This is a genomic window from Collimonas sp. OK412, assembly GCF_900112135.1.
GTDB classification, from domain to species: Bacteria; Pseudomonadota; Gammaproteobacteria; order Burkholderiales; family Burkholderiaceae_D; genus Collimonas; species Collimonas rhizosphaerae.
Genome location: NZ_FOLC01000008.1, coordinates 138735 through 157009, shown reverse-complemented (window position 1 = coordinate 157009; position 18275 = coordinate 138735). Strand labels below are relative to the sequence as shown.

General features: G+C 51.6%; 15 protein-coding genes. 10 read left to right on the top strand and 5 right to left on the bottom strand.

Annotation, left to right across the window (positions count from 1 at the left end; all coding sequences use genetic code 11):
* Positions 1–10: 10 nt before the first annotated feature.
* Positions 11–1036, top strand: a complete 1026-nt coding sequence (galE, locus tag BM062_RS11165) for a UDP-glucose 4-epimerase GalE (RefSeq protein WP_092396782.1) — start codon at positions 11–13, stop codon at positions 1034–1036.
* Between the two features lie 11 nt (positions 1037–1047).
* Here the strand turns inward: galE and BM062_RS11160 are convergent, their stop codons facing one another.
* The 5 genes from BM062_RS11160 to BM062_RS11140 form a co-directional block, all read right to left on the bottom strand.
* Entirely contained in the window at positions 1048–2289 is a 1242-nt protein-coding gene (locus tag BM062_RS11160) for an O-antigen ligase family protein (RefSeq protein WP_254785044.1), read from the bottom strand.
* Between the two features lie 157 nt (positions 2290–2446).
* Positions 2447–3445: a glycosyltransferase family 8 protein gene (locus BM062_RS11155; protein WP_254785039.1), complete on the bottom strand. Its 999-nt coding sequence runs from the start codon at positions 3443–3445 to the stop codon at positions 2447–2449.
* A gap of 291 nt (positions 3446–3736) precedes the next feature.
* Positions 3737–4483, bottom strand: a complete 747-nt coding sequence (locus tag BM062_RS11150; RefSeq protein ID WP_092396776.1) for a YdcF family protein — start codon at positions 4481–4483, stop codon at positions 3737–3739.
* Between the two features lie 15 nt (positions 4484–4498).
* On the bottom strand, positions 4499–5821 hold the full coding sequence (waaA, locus tag BM062_RS11145; protein ID WP_254785038.1) for a lipid IV(A) 3-deoxy-D-manno-octulosonic acid transferase: 1323 nt from the start codon (positions 5819–5821) through the stop codon (positions 4499–4501).
* Positions 5818–6699, bottom strand: a complete 882-nt coding sequence (locus BM062_RS11140) for a Kdo hydroxylase family protein (RefSeq protein ID WP_092396774.1) — start codon at positions 6697–6699, stop codon at positions 5818–5820. The genes waaA and BM062_RS11140 overlap by 4 nt, the downstream gene beginning before the upstream one ends.
* Positions 6700–7078: 379 nt before the next feature.
* On the opposite strand from BM062_RS11140, the gene BM062_RS11135 reads away from it, so the two are divergent.
* From BM062_RS11135 to BM062_RS11095, 9 genes are all read left to right on the top strand, one after another.
* The gene (locus tag BM062_RS11135; RefSeq protein ID WP_175500961.1) at positions 7079–8710 is read left to right on the top strand and encodes a glycosyltransferase family 39 protein; all 1632 of its coding nucleotides are present in this window, start codon (positions 7079–7081) and stop codon (positions 8708–8710) included.
* Positions 8707–9366, top strand: coding sequence for a hypothetical protein (locus BM062_RS25010; protein WP_139220028.1), 660 nt, complete (start codon positions 8707–8709; stop codon positions 9364–9366). Before BM062_RS11135 ends, BM062_RS25010 begins: the two co-directional genes overlap by 4 nt.
* A gap of 84 nt (positions 9367–9450) precedes the next feature.
* Positions 9451–10470 carry a glycosyltransferase family 2 protein gene (locus BM062_RS11130; protein WP_092396770.1) on the top strand — a complete coding sequence of 340 codons (1020 nt, stop codon included), beginning with the start codon at positions 9451–9453 and terminating at the stop codon, positions 10468–10470.
* Positions 10467–11612 (top strand): glycosyltransferase, encoded by a 1146-nt coding sequence (locus tag BM062_RS11125; protein WP_092396768.1) that lies wholly within the window; start codon positions 10467–10469, stop codon positions 11610–11612. The genes BM062_RS11130 and BM062_RS11125 overlap by 4 nt, the downstream gene beginning before the upstream one ends.
* Positions 11602–12402 (top strand): class I SAM-dependent methyltransferase, encoded by an 801-nt coding sequence (locus BM062_RS11120; protein ID WP_092396766.1) that lies wholly within the window; start codon positions 11602–11604, stop codon positions 12400–12402. Before BM062_RS11125 ends, BM062_RS11120 begins: the two co-directional genes overlap by 11 nt.
* Entirely contained in the window at positions 12396–13346 is a 951-nt protein-coding gene (locus BM062_RS11115; RefSeq protein ID WP_175500960.1) for a lysylphosphatidylglycerol synthase domain-containing protein, read from the top strand. The genes BM062_RS11120 and BM062_RS11115 overlap by 7 nt, the downstream gene beginning before the upstream one ends.
* Positions 13347–13591: 245 nt before the next feature.
* On the top strand, positions 13592–16660 hold the full coding sequence (gene fdnG / locus BM062_RS11105; RefSeq protein WP_139220027.1) for a formate dehydrogenase-N subunit alpha: 3069 nt from the start codon (positions 13592–13594) through the stop codon (positions 16658–16660).
* An 8-nt stretch (positions 16661–16668) separates the two neighbouring features.
* On the top strand, positions 16669–17631 hold the full coding sequence (gene fdxH / locus BM062_RS11100; protein WP_092396758.1) for a formate dehydrogenase subunit beta: 963 nt from the start codon (positions 16669–16671) through the stop codon (positions 17629–17631).
* A complete protein-coding gene (locus BM062_RS11095) occupies positions 17628–18269 on the top strand; it encodes a formate dehydrogenase subunit gamma (RefSeq protein ID WP_092396756.1) in 642 nt (213 codons plus the stop codon). Before fdxH ends, BM062_RS11095 begins: the two co-directional genes overlap by 4 nt.
* The last annotated feature ends 6 nt before the right edge of the window (positions 18270–18275 follow it).

The following is an 18275-nucleotide window of genomic DNA, read 5'->3' as shown; positions in this document are numbered from 1 at the left end:
TAGATTCCCCATGAAGAAAACCATCATCCTGACCGGAGCCACCGGATATATTGGCTCTCATACCTGGTGCGCCTTGCTTGAGGCCGGGTATGACGTGATCGGCCTGGATAATTTCTGCAACAGCAGCATGGAAGTGATTGGACGCATTTCTGCGATTACCCAGTCAACACTGAATTTTATTGAAGGCGACGTACGGGATGCATCCCTGCTCGACTCCATTTTCCAGCAGCATAAAATCGACGCAGCCATTCATTTTGCCGCACTGAAGGCAGTGGGAGAATCGGTAGAAAAGCCATTGACCTACTACGACACCAATTTGAACGGCTTGTTGAATTTATGTTCGGTGATGGCACGGCATAGCGTAAAAACACTGGTATTCAGCTCATCGGCCACGGTCTACGGCGACCCCGATTCAGTACCGATCAAAGAGGACGCGCCTTTACGGACAACCAGTCCATATGGCCAGACAAAATTGATGGGCGAGCAAATCCTGCGCGATCTCGAACATTCGGATCGTGACTGGAAAATAGGATATTTGCGCTATTTCAATCCGGTCGGCGCACACAAGAGCGGGTTGATCGGTGAAAATCCGCGCGGCGTTCCAAATAATTTGATGCCTTATGTCGCGCAGGTTGCAGTGGGCAAACTGGAGAAATTACGCATATATGGCGGTGATTACCCTACCCAGGATGGCACCGGCGTGCGCGACTATATCCATGTAATGGACCTGGCGGAGGGGCATGTATCGGCGGTATCGCATCTGCTTGATGACGGTGCATCCGGCAATGGATCGTTCACCGTGAATCTTGGCGCTGGACATGGGATCAGCGTCCTTGAGGTAATTCACGCTTATGAAAAAGCATGCGGGCGCCCGATTCCCTATGAAATTGTGCCAAGACGCTCGGGTGACGTCGCCGCCTACTACGCAGATCCGTCTTTAGCCTCGGAAATCCTCGACTGGCGGGCCACACGAGGACTGGATGTCATATGCAGCGACTCATGGCGCTGGCAAAACATGAATCCAGACGGCATATGAATCCGGGCAGATTAAGATAGCTGCCCCTGTTCCGCCAGGATTTTTTTACGCTTGATGATATACGTCAGGAAAAACGCAATGCTCAAGGCATAGTAAGGATAGATTTCCCACCATAAAAATATGACATCCACCAGCCCCAGGACGATAAAACCAAGACAGAGCGCTACTCCCATCCCGGCCGTATATCGAACCTCATGGTCATCATTGCGTATATCGCGTAAAAAATAATATGCCGGCACAAAATACAATGCCAATAATGCAAACAGCCCGAATAATCCCAGCCTGGACATCATGAATAATATTTCGTTATGGGAATGCGGAAAACCTGCTGCGACCGGCGTAATGACATTTCTCTCCGACAACTCTTCCAATGCTTTCGGGAATCCTTCTACCCCGACTCCGAAAATCGGGTGTTCTGTAAACAGCACCCAGGATCCTCGCCATAGCTGAAGACGGATGCCGAGAGAAGTGTCGACATTTTCTCCCCCGGAATACTGGGTCATATCGCTTTCGGCAACAGATACTCGCTCTTTGACAATTTGACCGTAGTGGGCGACGGCGCCAATTAATATTATAAAAAAAACTACGACAGATAATTTATAACTGGTGCGGATGTTTTTGGTTACCAGGCAGGCAAGCGCAATAAAAACCGGTATCGTCAGCCAGACCCCGCGTGATTGCGATAAATAGGCGACATACAAACTGGTACAAAGCGCTGCAATTTTGAATAATATGGCCAGCTTATTGCCAGGCTTGTTCCACGCGATCGAAAATACCGAGAATACCCCCAGCAACAGGGCCATTTCGGAAAAAATGATGATGGGAATGAAATCTGTTCCATAACGCGTGGCTCCGCCGTCCGTAAGGATATAGATTTTGACAACTGCCAGAAATGCGCCTATGACCAGGGCCCATTGCACATGTTTCATGTACCTGATCGGCAAGAACGAGAGAATCCAGAAAATCAAGGCAAACACCGCAAGCCGAAGTAGCGGGTCATAAGTCCTGCCCGCGAAGTGACCGGATGCAAGCTGGTTAGCAAATACCGCAACCAAAGGAGCGCACATTGCCAGGCAAAGCGGCCAATAGCCTTTCATCACCTGGCCAAATGATTTATCGTCCGGATATCTTCTGGAGGCAAGCAAAATCAGGCTGCACAATAACAATAAGGCAAAAAGCACACCGGCCGCACGATCTACAACCAATGCCAATGTATAAAAAGCTATGACGATGGAAGCAATCAACAATTTCACGTAACGCAAGTATTTCTCCGATTTGCAAATGTTATAGCGCTTAGAAATAAATACATCGCCATATTATTCCGACAACTGAAATTTAGACCCGGTTTCAAATTAATGCTATTTTAGTTTCCTAAAAACACGCATGAAGGCATAAACAGGATATTTATGGTCAGGTGTATTTTTTTACATTATTCATGAATCTTAGCCATAAATATTTCGCATGCCATCCGATTCCCTCAACGATCCTGTGCTGCTTGATCAGGAATTTCGAAAACAACTTTAATTCCCTGACACTTTTCGGAGGGTCCAGCGGCATGTCGGCCCAGGAAGACATTGACTGGTATTCGACGAATATCGACCTGGCTTCATGCAGGCACCAGGATTGCCAAGGCTTTACCGGGCCTGTGAAATGCATGAACACAAACGGCTTCGTCACATTCAGGCGCGTGCCGCCCTTGCTGAGAAAATCCACCAGGTGATAGCGGTAATTCCATTTGTCATCAATGTATTTTGCACGTCCATTGAGTACGGCATTCAACGCATCCTGGTCGGCGAAACGCAATTCTTGGGTTGAAAGAACCGTGAGCGCCTTGTTTTGCGTATCGTTCGCCACCCAATTATTGACGTCAATGTACATTACGCCAGCATTGAAATATTCATGATGCTGCAGATGTAATGCCGCAACCTGCGTCTTTACCGTAGTTTCAAGCTCATCGTGTACAACTGCGGCAATGCAGTCGTTCATTTCAATCGGCAATAACTCGTCAATTTTCCCCATGCACAGGATGTCTGCATCAAGATACAGGACCTTGCCGGCGATCCCTTGCATTAAATTGGGGATCAATATCCGGATAAATGTGCCAAGCGGGTGTTGCGAAAAACAAGGAAATTGAGAGAATTCAGACAATATATCCGTGTGCAGGATATGAATTATTATGGAAATATTGTGGCTGGCTTCCAATTCCTGCAACCGGCGCCGGCTGTCATCGGTAATCGAAAAAGCAAACACATGGAAAATGAAAACCACATCAGGATTGTTTTTAACAATAGAGGTAATATTGACGCCCATGCCTCGAAAATAATTAGTATCAACACCGAAGGCCACGTGCACAGCATTGGGGTTGAGAACATTATCTGAAGCAGAGTTACAAGATGTGTTGATACTCAATTGCAATCCTTACTGACTTATAATATATGCATCATCAAGCTTCAAGGATAGAAACTCAATCGAGCGGAGTTTGTAAAAAAGCACATGTCGGAACGCAAGCTCTTGAGGCCGCTTTTTTTGCGAAATAGCGAAGGATAGCAAACTTGGGTTCCTCATGTCATTAAAACCCCCTATATAAATCAATAACTTACAAATCGGTACAAACCCTTACAAATCCGATTGCTTTTCCAAAATTTGAGCTGGTTCAAGGTTGCACAGTTCCGATTTGCCCGGAAAAATCCTGCCGTTCCCCTACCAGAGCAACCCCAGCCATTCGTGCAACGCATATCCGCTGTAACGCATGCCTTCGCCAGACGGCAAGAAACTTAGCAGGGTAAACCGGTCCCGGCTGAGGAATACGGTTGGAGCAGCAACCACCTGCAGCCCCGTTTGAGCGAACAACAATTGCGCGCGGGGCATGTGCACGGCATCAGTCACCAGAATGATCTTTTGGACTTTCGCTTGCCGTAAAATCTGAGCGGAGAATTTTGCATTTTGCTTGGTATCGTCAGATGCCTCTTCAAGCCATTTGACCGGCGTCGCAAAATCGTCCCTCAGGCTTTTTGCCATGACGGCCGCCTCCGATATCCTGGAACCGTCAGGCGTGCCGCCCGACAGCAGTATCGGCAGCCCGGTCCGGCGCTGCAATTTGGCGCCGTAGCGCAAGCGCGCCAGGGTCCAATAATTTGGCGTATCGCCGCCGTCGTATTCCGGCGCATTTGCCAGCCTGCCTCCACCCAATATGACGATGGCTTGCGCGCCGTCGGCTGCGCCCGCCGCCAGCGGCAGAGCGCGCTGCTCCAGCGGCGCCACCAGCAACAAAGCCCCGGCCTTGCTGCTGAGCACTACCAGCAGCAGCAATGACCCCAGGCTGAGCGCCATGCCGATGCGCGGGAAAACGCGCCGCAGCAGCATGCCCGCAATACACAGCAAGATCAGGTTGGTTGGCAGGAGCAGCAGCGCGCTGACCACTTTGGTGACGATAAAAGATGCATGCATGGTTGACAGGCAAGGTCAGATAAACGGCGCCAGCAAGGCCATGGTGCGCGCGGTGGCGCCTCGATGCAGCTGCGCGAAATGGATGGCTTGCTCGCCCATCGCCTGGCGTTGCGGGCCGGCCTGCAACAGTTGCAGGGCGGTGTCCAGCATCTGGCCGACGTCGCTCACCCGTTGCGCTGCGCCGGCCGCAATGGCTTGTTCGGTGATGTCTGAAAAATTGAAAGTATGGGGTCCGATCAAGACCGGCTTGCCGACTGCAAATGCCTCGATCAGGTTTTGCCCGCCCATCGGCAGCAGGCTGCCGCCGATGAACGCCACGTCGCAGGCAGCGTAATAGGCGAACATTTCTCCCATCGAATCGCCGACCAGCACCTTCACCTGCGGCGGCACTGGCTGCCCGCCGAGGCGGGTGCGGCGCAGCGGCGGCAAGCCCTTCGCTGTGGCCATGGCGGCCACTTCGTCGAAACGCTGCGGATGGCGCGGGACAATGATGGTCAGCAAATTGGCGTAGGCAGTGTCCTGGCTGCGCTTGAACAAGGCTTCCAGGATCAGTTCCTCTTCACCGTCGCGCGTGCTGGCGCACAGCAGCACCGGGCGGCTGCCGATCTGCTCCCGCATTGCGGCGCCGACCGCCAGCAAGGCCGGAGCCGGCGTGACGTCGAATTTCAGGTTGCCGGTCACCTGTACATTGTCGCCACCGAGTTGCCGCAAGCGTGCAGCATCCGCTTCGGTCTGCGCGCCGACACAAGACATGCCGCTGGCAGCTTCGGTCATCAAGGTGGAAAAACGCTTGCCGCGACGCAGGGAGCGCTCCGACAGGCGCGCGTTGGCCAGCACCACCGGCACCTTGCGGCGCCCGCACTGGACGATCAGGTTCGGCCACACTTCAGTTTCCATCAGCACGCACAATACCGGTGAAAAATGGCGCAGGAAGCGGCCGGCCATCCAGCCGGTATCGTAAGGAAGAAAACATTGCAGCACGCGCGGCGATTTGCCGAACAAGGCTTGTCCCGTGGCGCGGCCGGTCGCGGTCATGTGCGTCAGCAGGACCGCGTGTTCCGGATAGGCATCGAGCAGCGCCGCTATCAAGGGTTCGGCAGCGCGCGTTTCACCTACCGAAACCGCATGCACCCAAAGAAATTTGCGCGACGCCGGCGCCGGCGCGATGGGCGGGTAAAAGCCGATGCGCTCCGCCACATGCTGGCGGTAGCCGGGCTCCTTGCCGCCGCGGCGCCACAAACGCAGCAATACCAGGGGCATCGCCAGCCACCATACTGCGGAATACAACAGACGAATGCGCCAGGCCCGCCCCGCATCAAAACCCGATGCAGCCTTCATTCGGTCAGCGCACGGCCGGTCAGGCGGCGCAGGATCGCCAGCGGGCTGGCGCCGGGATCGTATTGCTTGGCTGCCGGCAGGTGCAAGGTCTGCTCCATCATGTATTGGCCAGCCATCACCGCATGCGGCGTCTGGTCGGAAAAACATACCCATACCGAGCCCGCGGCAAACGGCTGCGTCACCTGCGGGCCGTCTTTCTGATAGGCCGGATCCGACTTCATGGCGTCATGCAGCTGCAGCATCAGGTGATCGTATTCGCTGCGCAGCGACTTGGTGACATGCAAGGCATGCAACGCCTGCGCTTGCCAGCGCGAATAAGCTTTTACCCTGGGCAAAAAGCGTTGCGCCACATCTTCAAAAGGTTCGCCGACACGCCATATGCGCGGCACGCCGTCCGGATTGACGTTGGCGAATACGCGCAAGATGCGCTCACCGTAATTAGGGCGCGACGGAAAAGCGTCGACGTGCAAGCGGCGGTCATCGGCACGCCACGACTGTGCGCGGGTTTCCACCTGCATCGGCCGATAGCTGGTGGGCGCCATGCGCAATTCGCTGCGGCTGTCGGCGTAGGCCGGAAGCAAAGAGTGGATCAGCTGCTGCGCTTGCGCCCGGAAACGTCCGATCATGCTGGCCAACGCCTCTTGATCGGCAGCGTCGCCCAGCGCTCCCTTCAGCTTGCCGTTGGCGTCCAGGCTGATATTGCGGCTCTTGGGATCGCGGATCGCAGGCGTCAGGAAGCGCCGTTCGTCGGCCGTGAAGCTGAAGCTGAGATGCGGGAAATACAGGACTTTTCCGGCCTCAAGCGCGGAAATCCAGGCCGAGTTCGGGGTGCTGACCTGCCAGTCGGCAATGTCGATTTCGAGAATTTGTTGTTCCATGGCCGTATTATGCCGTGTTGCCATGGCGGCGGGAAGCCAGCTAGCAAGCAAACCAATTGAAGCATTCAATTCCATTGATCGAATCGGATGCAGTTCGGACTGGATTTACCAGGACGCATTGCATATCAATACAAATCGGATTTACATAAAAACAAGACTGGCACCTAATTCAATGAATTTTATGATGCTCACTGATGCCGGATCTAACAGCTATCGGGAAATTCTTGTTAACGAATAAGTTAATACAATATGATACAAAATAATATGTAAAATTCCATGCAATTTCGTTCATTTTCACCGAAAATCATATAAACAATGGTTATAAATATTTACATTACAATCTTCTATGCCTTTAATTTCCTTCCACATTAGGCAAGATATGTTTCGAATCAAAGAATTTTTTAATTACTATCCAATATCTATACTTCTTATTTCCTTACTTTTTTTAATAAAAACACTTTATCTCTCATTTTTTATAACACCATTTTCTGGCATTCCAGATGAGATAGGACATTTCGCATATGTTCAGGATATTGCAAATGGAAAAGGCATTCCAGTTTTAAGCATTTCGTCAGACAACAAGTCAGTTATTGGTGCTGACATCATGGGGTATATTGAAAATACTACCAACGCACGACCCGCATATAATTGGATTGCACAACACCCTCCCATATATTACTTCATTGCGGCAATTCCTTTAAAAATAGGAAATTGGTTAACTAATGATATTAATATTCTTTATCGATTGCCTCGTATAGTTTCGTCGTTATCTGGCGCGTTACTTTTACTCGTATTATTTAGTACTTTCAGAACCGCAGGATTAGATTCCTCACGCGCCACAACAATCGCCGCTGCAGTTGGGTTCATCCCAATGATTTCACATTTATCCTCCGGAACCAATCACGATATATCTCTTTTTCTTTTTTGTGCTCTGGCTACTTATTTTTTTACTCGTTATATCATTCATCGCCAAATTCGAGATTGTTATTGGTCGGCGGTATGGCTTGCAGTGGCGGCTGGAACAAAAATAATGACTCCTTGGGCCTTATTGGCTCCAATGATATTTATTTTCACTTTAGAAATTTCAGAACCAAAACGATTTAAGCATATATTAAAACTATCTTTAATATCGACATCCACAATCATGGCCTGGATGGTGCGAAATACTATATATTTTGGAAACCCTCTTTATACATCTGGCACTGATAGGAAACCAGGGTTGGATGTCCCGTTGCAACAAAATTTTTTGGACTTTATTCAAACCCAATCAGTATTTGACCGTACCATTCAATGGTTTTACGGCATGTTTGGACATCTTGGACCAGGTTCAGAAGATTTTTTTCTTGAATATGACAAATTCCCACGTCATATAAAATTCAGCATAATCGCAGCTGATGGTTTCTCATATAGTAGTTTCCTATTATTGTTATCAATCACAGCATGTATATGTACGATCTATATTTCAATACTTCTATGGAACATATATCATGAAAAATCAAAGCAATTTAAAAATAATTCATTGATATCATGGATAAATGCTTGTTTAAATAAAGACTATTATAAATTTCCTTTATTGGCGATTTTTTTTCTGACAGCGATTTTTTTTGCGGCTTTTCTAATGCTTACTGGAGCCACCAGTTTGAATTTCATTTCATTTCTTCCAGTATCAATATCAATTTTTTTGGGAATTTCTGCAATTCCCATGATCTTTTACACAACAGATAATGTCGACAGAATTGCTTTATATGGTTTCATAATTACATTATTTTTTGGTTCTATTTTCTTATATCACATTTACAGTGGTTTCCTTATAGATGGATCTGTTCCAGCACTTCAAGGAAGATATTTTTACCCAATTATTCCATTAGCTACCTTATCCGTATCAATTGCATTATCGCGATTGAAAGTTTCACGAATATTAATCAATAGCGCAGTTGTATTTTTGGCATGCTCAGAGCTTTATGTATTTATCGATCAAGTCATTCCGTTTTATTTAAAATATTATCCATGAAATTTTCAAAATCAATAGTTTGTCTATTTTTATTGCTAATATTTTTCCCAATTTTTATTCTAACTTCGCTTAGTGATTTTTATTCAAATAAATATAGATACTCTATCGTTCCATTTCCTAAAATTACGCAACATATTCAAACTGGGGAATTAATATCTGGATTTCGTTTAGAACAACCTGTTAATTGGAATGCAGAAAAAAATTTATCAAAACTCCCTGAATTTGGAACATTATGCATTAATCTTTTACTTGCAAATTATATGGATAGAGAAAATACTGGAATTATTTCCCTAAGCCTTCGTACGGAATCTTTTTCACGAAAGATATTTTTAAATGTGAAAGCCGTGCGAAACAATTCAAACCAGCAATTTTGCTATTCCAATATTTCGCTAAATGATGTCATATATAAGCCGGCCGCACTCCTTTTAGAAGGAGTAGATAGTCCACCAAACAAGGCAATTACAGCTTGGATGACATCAGATACGGCACAGGGAGAGGCGCGCCGGCAGGGGATTATTTTGGAAAAAAGCCTCATATTTTCTATTGATGCAATAATTAAATCAAATCAAAAACGCATGCACAGCATTATTCTAACAATTTTATGTTTTTTGAGCATTTTGATATTATTTTTGCCGATAAAATCAAATGATCCATAAAAATCAATACATATCACTTATGATTATTGCAATAATGCCAAATACTACTCTCAGAAGCGGCAAATATATAGGCGGCAGAATCAATTGAAACTCATTATTCAAATCCCTTGCTATAACGAAGCAGGAACCTTGGCTATTGCGCTTGCCGCTTTACCCAGAAAGGTCCCCGGCTTTGACAGTGTCGAATGGTTGATCGTTGACGATGGTAGCAACGACGACACTATTAAAGTAGCCCGAAAAAACGGTGTCGATCATGTAGTGCGCCACACTCGCAATCAAGGCCTAGCGCGCGCCTTCATGACCGGACTCGAGGCCAGTCTGCATCTGAAAGCGGACGTTATTGTCAACACCGACGCCGATAATCAGTACAACGCGAACGACATTCCCGCACTTACCGCACCTATTGTTGCCAAGCAAGCCGATATTGTGGTCGGCGCACGTCCGATTGATGCAATTGAACACTTTTCCCCGTGGAAAAAAATGTTGCAAAAATTGGGTAGCTGGGTGGTCCGCGTTGCCAGCAAAACCGACATCCCGGACGCCACCAGCGGCTTCCGCGCCATTAGCCGCACTGCCGCCCAAAACCTGACTGTTTTCAGCAGTTATACCTACACATTGGAAACCATCATCCAGGCCGGACAGAAAAACATGAGCATCATCTCCGTACCGATTCGGGTCAATGAAGACTTGCGACCATCACGTCTGGTCAAAAGCATCTCATCGTATGTAGCGCGAAGCATCGTCACCATCGTACGGATTTTTATCATCTATCGTCCTTTTCGCTTCTTTGGATCGATCGGCGCCATGCTATTCGGCGCCGGCCTGTTGATTGGTTTGCGCTTCATGTGGAAATACTTCGGCGGAGAAGGTGGCGGTCACATACAGTCGCTGATTCTCGCCGCCGTCTTGTTGGTAATGGGATTTCAGACCTTGCTGGTAGCTTTTTTGGCGGATCTGCTGGCGGCTAATCGTAAGCTGACCGAAGACGTGCGCTTTCGGCTACGGGATGACAAAGGTGTAAACGCAGTATTGGATCATTCTATTGATCACGATATACAGTCAACGCCCGGTGTCATGACTTCGTTGTTTAAGCAGAGTCGATGAAAATCGTTTTGTGGGGTACTTACGATACTGGCAAGCCACGGGTAAGGCTGCTACGCGATGGGATACGGGAAAACGGCTTTGAATTGATCGAATGCCATACAGATATCTGGAGTGGGATTGAAGACAAAAGCCAGGTCAGCAGCATTTTCGGCAAGCTTGCTTTGATGCTCCACCTCTTTTTTTCCTATCCCTCCCTGATCTGGCGATATCTGCGCTTACCCGCCCATGATCTTGTTCTGGTCAGCTATCCAGGTTTGCTCGATGTCTTAGTCATCCGCTGCTTCGCCTGGTTAAGGCGCGTGCCTGTCGCATGGGATATATTTATATCAACCTACGATACAGTCGTTGATGACCGGCGTTTACTCGGTGTCCGCCATCCGGTTGCTCGCATGCTATGGTGGCTGGAGTGGCTCGCCGTCAGGGTGGCCAACGGAATCTTCATGGATACCGAAGCACACGCCAGACGCTTGGAAGGACTCTTTCGTTTACGTGACGGCGAATGCGGTATGGTATGGGTGGGCGTGGAAACAGAGAAATTCCCTTCATCACCGACAACATTCCGTAAGCCCGGAAAGCCCTTTCAGGTACTGTTCTATGGTCAGTTTATTCCATTGCATGGGATCGAATATATTGTAGAGGCAGCTAGTTTACTGCGTGATGAAGAAATAGATTGGATATTAATTGGAAAGGGACAAGAAACACTACACATCCGCCAAATGCTCGCAAATTTATCATTACCTCGCCTACACTGGCTTGAATGGGTTGATTACCCGAATTTGATAACTTGGATTCAGCAAGCGGATATCTGTCTTGGCATTTTTGGCTGCTCGGAAAAGGCTGCCAATGTGATTCCGAACAAGGTTTATCAGATTATTGCGGCACAAAAACCATTGATTACCCGAGACTCCCCTGCAATTCGGGAGCTATTACAGCACCGTCCTCCGTGCGTCGCCCTAATCCCGGCAGGCAATGGCGTTGCGCTGGCGCATGCGGTGAAGTCGCATGCGGATATATCAACAAATTACAACCCGCTCCACTGCCACTCCAACTTGGCAAACAGGATAGACGCTGCAGCAATCGGGATTCAGTTCCGTCAATGGCTGCTAACAAAAGAAGATTTCAAAACCAATAATGAAAATTGATCCGATACTTGGACCAGCAGTACCAGAACTGGGTTGGGTTCCCGCACCGCGCTATCTGATGCGGCGCGCGCGAATCCTGCAATTGATGAACAAAATGCCGCCCGGACGGCTACTGGAAGTCGGTCCAGGAGCCGCAGCTTTGCTGGTCGAGTTGTCCCAAAATGGATTCCAGTGTGAAGCGCTGGAGCTTTCTGCCGAAGCTCGTACATTATCGCAATCGGTAATCGATAAATTCGGCCAGGACATTCCGCTTCATGAGATACCCTGTGGGCAATGGCAAAACTGTTTTGACGCATTATGCGCCTTCGACGTGTTGGAGCATATCGAGGATGACCAGCAGGTATTGGCCCAGTGGGTATCGTGGATCAAACCAGGCGGCCAATTATTGTTGTCCGTGCCGGCTCACATGAAGTTATGGCGCGCTGGCGACAATTGGGCCGGACATTTCCGACGATATGAACGCGAATCATTGATAAAGCTGCTGCAGAATGCTGGACTGGAAGTAGAAATATTCGAATGCTATGGATTTCCGCTCACGAACCTGACTGAATGGATAAGCGCGCCCATTTATGCGCGTCGTATATACAATAATGCTCAGAACGAAGCTGTAAACCGCAAACAAAATAATGATCGAAGCGGAACCGACCGCGGACCACACGTAAAGCTCTACCCTTTGTTACGTTCCTTGCCGGGAAAATGGGTTTTACGCATATTTTCCGCGATACAAAAGATTTTTATCAACAAGGATATCGGAAGCGGCTACGTCGTCAAGGCCAAACGTCAATGCTGAAGAAAATTTATCGCTTATTGGCCCTATTGATTGGCCTGGCCGCTATTATTGTCTTCGCTGGATATTCCATCAAGACGTTGAGCATTGAGAATATCTCGCATTACGCTAGATCTCAGGTACTGGAAGGGATCATCGTCGCAGCATTATTTTACGCTACCATCATTCCGGTAAGCGCCTGGGCCTGGAAAAACATGCTTGCCAACATCAACTGTCCTCGTTCATGGTACGAGCTGTCGATGATTATGGGTATTACCCAGATAGCTAAATATCTACCGGGGAACATTGGGCAACATATTGGCCGTGCTGCGATGTCGATGACACGTGGCATCTCTATTCGGCCATTCTTATTGACAGTTTTTTCAGAAACCCTGCTGACCTTGCTAGCCGCCTTAGCGATCGGATCCGTAGGCGTTTTTTTCTCGCAGTCCGGTCTCACCGGCTTTGCATTTGTACACCAGACAATTTTCATACTCACGCTTATCGGGATCTTAGTCCTTGCTTTACTGCTTTATCGCCCTCTGGTGCCGCATTTGCTCAAACGATTTTTCCCTGCCCATACAAATTCGTCGCTTGAAGGATTGCTACCGGGTACGTTTACGTTATTACGGTCTTTTGCTGCTTATAGCTTGAACTACGTAATGATTGGCATAGGTTTTTTTTTGATGGCGACAATATTACTGCCCGACGTAAAACATGATTTTATGTTACTGCTCGCTAGTTTTTCCTTGGCATGGGTTGCTGGTTTTGTCGCCCCTGGCGCTCCCGCCGGTTTAGGTGTCCGCGAAGTAATCATGTTAGGTGTACTCAGTACCAACTATTCGGGATCGAACGGTCTTCTTATTATCGCCTCCTTCAGGTTAGCGACGATACTAGGTGACAGCCTTTGCTTTCTGATAGCTTACCTCATGTTATTTTTTTCTCGGCGTGCGACACCTTCTTCTTAACCCTTCCTGTGAACTTGCTGCTCATGGTCATCATGCTGTGTAGCCATGACAATACAGCCATTCAATTTTCTCAATAGTTATCAACTTCTCAAAAAATAGAATTTCATGCCAGAATGGGCAAGGAGGATTTGCCATACCAACAGGACAAATACACTCCCCCTCTGTTGGCAAACAATAATCCATCCTATAATAAAACTGCATGCTCCGACGCGATTTGGCATTAATGCACAAAGAGAGGTCTACCCATGGTTCACATGTCAAGACGCCAGTTCCTTAAGACGACTGGCGCTACCCTGGCAGGTTCGAGCCTGGCGCTGATGGGTTTTTCGCCGGCGCCGGCATTGGCGGAGGTACGCAGCTACAAGCTGGCTCGCACTACCGAAACCCGTAACACCTGCCCCTACTGCTCAGTCAGCTGCGGCGTCCTGATGTACAGCCTCGGCGACGGCGCAAAGAATGCCAAGGCCAGCATCATCCATATCGAGGGCGATCCAGACCATCCGGTCAACCGCGGCACGCTCTGTCCCAAAGGCGCGGCCCTGCTCGATTTCATCCACAGCCCCAGCCGCCTGCAATATCCCGAATACCGGGCGCCCGGCTCCAAGGAATGGAAACGGATGTCATGGGACGATGCCTTAACCCGCATTGCGACCCTGATGAAACAGGACCGGGACGCCAATTTTGTCGAAAAGACGCCGCAGGGACTGACCGTCAACCGCTGGCTGACCACAGGCATGCTGGCGGCATCGGCCAGCAGCAATGAGGTTGGCTACCTGACGCATAAAACCATGCGCAGCCTCGGGCTGCTGGCGTTCGACAACCAGGCGCGTGTCTGACACGGTCCGACGGTGGCAGGTCTTGCCCCGACGTTTGGCCGTGGAGCGATGACGAATCATTGGGTCGACATCAAGAATGCGGATGTAATACTGATCATGGGCGGCAATGCCGCCGAAGCCCATCCCTGCGGTTTCAAGTGGGTGACGGAAGCCAAGGCGCATAACAAGGCGAAGCTGATCGTGGTCGATCCGCGCTTTACGCGTTCGGCCTCGGTGGCGGATTTCTACGCGCCGATCCGCACCGGCACGGACATCATTTTCCTCGGCGGGGTCATCCGCTACCTGCTGGAAAAAGACCAGATCCAGCACGAGTACGTCAAGAACTACACCGACTTCACGTTTATCGTGCGCGAAGACTATACCTTCGAGGACGGCATTTTCTCAGGCTACAACACGGAAAAGCATAACTACGCCAAGACCACCTGGGACTACGAGCTGGGCGACGACGGTTTCGTCAAGACCGATCCGACCCTGGCCCATCCGCGCTGCGTCTTCAACCTGATGAAAAAGCATTACGAGCGCTATACGCCGGAAATGGTGGAAAGCGTCTGCGGCACGCCCAAGGAAAAATTCCTGAAGGTCTGCGAGATGCTGGCATCCACCGCCTCGCCGACGCGCGCCGGCACCGTCCTGTACGCGCTCGGCTGGACCCAGCATTCGATCGGATCGCAAATCATCCGCACCGGCGCCATGGTGCAGCTGCTGCTCGGCAATATCGGCATTGCCGGCGGCGGCATGAATGCGCTGCGCGGCCACTCGAACATCCAGGGCCTGACCGACCTCGGCTTGATGACGAACCTGCTGCCGGGCTACATGACGCTGCCTTCCGAAGCCGAACAGGATTACGGCAAGTACATCGCCGCCCGCGCCAGCAAGCCGCTGCGCCCGAACCAGCTGAGCTACTGGCAGAACTACGGGAAATTCCACGTCAGCCTGATGAAATCATGGTGGGGCGACGCCGCCAAGGCCGACAACAACTGGGCCTTCGACTACCTGCCCAAGCTGGACAAGCCGTACGACATGCTGCAGGTGTTCGAGCTGATGAAGCAAGGCAAGGTCAACGGCTACATCGCACAGGGCTTCAACCCGCTGGCAGCAGCGCCGGACAAGGGCAAGATCGGCGCCGGACTGGCCAAGCTGAAGTTCCTGGTCATCATGGATCCGCTGGCCACCGAGACTTCCGAGTTCTGGAAAAACCATGGCGAATTCAACGACGTCGACCCGGGCCAGATACAGACCGAGGTATTCCGCCTGCCGACCACCTGCTTTGCCGAAGAAGACGGTTCGCTGGTCAACTCCGGCCGCTGGCTGCAATGGCACTGGAAGGGCGCGCAACCTCCCGGCGAAGCGCGCAGCGACCTGGAAATCATGTCGGAACTGTTCCTGAAGATCCGCAAGATGTATGTCAAGGACGGCGGCAAATATCCAGACCCTATCGTCAACCTGGCCTGGCCCTACGCCAATCCGGAGAGCCCGACCGCGGACGAGCTGGCCAGGGAATACAACGGCCGCGCGCTGAGCGACCTGGCCGACCCCAAGGATCCGGCCAAGATCGTACGCAAGAAAAACGAACAGGTGGCGGGTTTTTCCGAACTGCGCGACGACGGCAGCACCGCCTGCGGCTGCTGGATTTTCGCCGGCTGCTGGACCGAAGCCGGCAACCAGATGGCGCGCCGCGACAACTCGGATCCGACCGGCATCGGCCAGACCCTGAACTGGGCGTGGGCGTGGCCGGCCAACCGGCGCATCCTGTATAACCGCGCGTCATGCGACCTCAACGGCAAGCCGTTCGACGCCAAACGCAAGCTGATCGGCTGGAACGGCCAGAAATGGGGCGGCGTCGACGTCCCTGATTTCAAGGTGGATGAAGCGCCTGCCGGCGGCATGGGACCGTTCATCATGAACCCGGAAGGCGTAGCGCGTTTCTTCGCCCGCGCCGGCATGGCCGAAGGACCGTTCCCGGTGCATTACGAACCGTTCGAGACGCCGGTCGGCTATAACCCGCTGTTTCCCAAGAATCCGGCGGCGACCAGCAACCCGGGCGCACGCGTGTTCCCTGACGACCGCGCCATGTTCGGCAAGGCCGACGCCTTTCCGCATGTCGGCACCACCTACCGGCTCACCGAGCATTTCCACTACTGGACCAAGCACGCGCGCCTCAACGCCATCCTGCAGCCCGAGCAGTTTGTCGAGATCGGCGAAGAACTGGCGAAAGAAGTCGGCGTGGTCGCCGGCGAGCGCGTCAGGGTCAGCTCCAAGCGCGGCTATATCGTCGCCGTGGCGGTGGTGACCAAGCGCATCAAGAAAATGATGATTGAAGGTAAACCTGTGCACCACGTCGGCATCCCGATCCACTGGGGGTTCAAGGGCGTGGCGAAACCGGGCTACCTTGCCAACACGCTGACGCCTGGCGTGGGGGACGGCAATTCGCAAACACCGGAATTCAAGTCGTTCCTGGTCAAGGTCGAGAAAGCATAGGAGAAGCCATGGCACTGCAATCATTAGATATCAAGCGAGTGTCCGCCACCACCACGCCGCCGCCCGGCGTGCGCGAGCCGGTGACGGGCACGGTCGCCAAGCTGATCGACGTCACCAAATGCATAGGCTGCAAGGCTTGCCAGACCGCGTGCATGGAGTGGAACGATTTGCGCGATGAGGTCGGCGTCAATGTCGGCGTGCTGGATAATCCGCCCGACATGACCGAGCATTCATGGACCGTCATGCGTTTCTCGGAATACGAAAACCCGGACGGCAATCTCGAATGGCTGATCCGCAAGGACGGCTGCATGCACTGCGAAGATCCCGGCTGCCTGAAAGCCTGCCCTTCGCCCGGCGCCATCGTCCAGTACAACAACGGCATCGTCGATTTCCATGAAGAGAACTGCATCGGCTGCGGTTATTGCGTAACCGGCTGCCCGTTCGACGTGCCGCGCATTTCAAAGAAGGACAACAAGGCCTATAAATGCACGCTGTGTTCGGACCGCGTGGCCGTGGGCCAGGAGCCGGCCTGCGTCAAGACCTGCCCTACCGGCGCCATCGTGTTCGGCACCAAGGAAGACATGAAGGAGCATGCGGCAGAGCGCATCGTCGACCTCAAGGAACGCGGTTTCGACAAGGCCGGGCTGTACGACCCGCCAGGCGTGGGCGGCACCCATGTCATGTATGTGCTGCACCACGCCGACAAGCCGTCGCTCTATCACGGTTTGCCGGACAATCCGCGCATCAGCCCGCTGGTCGGCTTGTGGAAAGGCGCCGCCAAGCCGCTGGCGCTGGCGGGCATTGCGCTGACTGCGCTGGCAGGGTTTTTCCACTATATCAAGGTCGGACCGAACGAAGTCTCGGCGGAAGACGAGGCGGCGGAACGGGAAGAAACCAATGCCGCTCGGCGCGGCGCGCAACTGCCGGCGCCGCCCGGCAGCAATATCACCTCGCAGGATCTGCCGCCATGAACAATCCCGAACGAGACGTAGAGCAAGACAAGATCCAGCGCTACAACGCCAAGGAACGCATCAACCACTGGATCGTCGCCATCACGTTTGTCATACTGGCGCTGTCCGGGCTGGCGCTGTTCCACCCCGCCATGTTCTGGCTCAGCTTTGTGCTGGGCGGCGGACCATGGACGCGGATCCTGCATCCCTTCATCGGATTGGTGATGTTCCTTTGCTTTGCGATATTGGCCCTGGGATTCTGGCGGCACAACCTGATCGAAAAAAACGACATTGCCTGGCTGAAAGGCATACGCGACGTAGTCAACAACCGCGAAGAAAGCCTGCCGCCGGTAGGCCGCTACAACGGCGGCCAGAAGTTGCTGTTCTGGATGATGATCGGTTGTATGATTGGCTTGCTGCTGTCCGGCATCGTCATCTGGCGCGCCTGGTTTTCCTGGATGTTCCCGATACTCCTCATCCGGGCGGCGGTTGTACTGCATGCGCTATGCGGTTTCCTGCTGATCGTCGGCATCGTCGTGCATATCTATGCCGCGCTGTGGATCAAGGGGACGGTGGGCGCCATGACGCGCGGCACCGTCAGCCGTGCCTGGGCGCGCAAGCATCACCCGGCGTGGTACCGGAAAATGACAGGCGAATGAAGGGAT

What these genes read in the sequence shown, in the direction of transcription:
- galE (WP_092396782.1), top strand. Translation starts at nt 11, where the DNA reads ATGAAGAAAACCATCATCCTGACCGGAGCCACCGGATATATTGGCTCT.
- BM062_RS11150 (WP_092396776.1), bottom strand. Translation starts at nt 4,483, where the DNA reads ATGCATGCATCTTTTATCGTCACCAAAGTGGTCAGCGCGCTGCTGCTC.
- waaA (WP_254785038.1), bottom strand. Translation starts at nt 5,821, where the DNA reads ATGAAGGCTGCATCGGGTTTTGATGCGGGGCGGGCCTGGCGCATTCGT.
- BM062_RS11140 (WP_092396774.1), bottom strand. Translation starts at nt 6,699, where the DNA reads ATGGAACAACAAATTCTCGAAATCGACATTGCCGACTGGCAGGTCAGC.
- BM062_RS11135 (WP_175500961.1), top strand. Translation starts at nt 7,079, where the DNA reads ATGTTTCGAATCAAAGAATTTTTTAATTACTATCCAATATCTATACTT.
- BM062_RS25010 (WP_139220028.1), top strand. Translation starts at nt 8,707, where the DNA reads ATGAAATTTTCAAAATCAATAGTTTGTCTATTTTTATTGCTAATATTT.
- BM062_RS11125 (WP_092396768.1), top strand. Translation starts at nt 10,467, where the DNA reads ATGAAAATCGTTTTGTGGGGTACTTACGATACTGGCAAGCCACGGGTA.
- BM062_RS11120 (WP_092396766.1), top strand. Translation starts at nt 11,602, where the DNA reads ATGAAAATTGATCCGATACTTGGACCAGCAGTACCAGAACTGGGTTGG.
- BM062_RS11115 (WP_175500960.1), top strand. Translation starts at nt 12,396, where the DNA reads ATGCTGAAGAAAATTTATCGCTTATTGGCCCTATTGATTGGCCTGGCC.
- fdxH (WP_092396758.1), top strand. Translation starts at nt 16,669, where the DNA reads ATGGCACTGCAATCATTAGATATCAAGCGAGTGTCCGCCACCACCACG.
- BM062_RS11095 (WP_092396756.1), top strand. Translation starts at nt 17,628, where the DNA reads ATGAACAATCCCGAACGAGACGTAGAGCAAGACAAGATCCAGCGCTAC.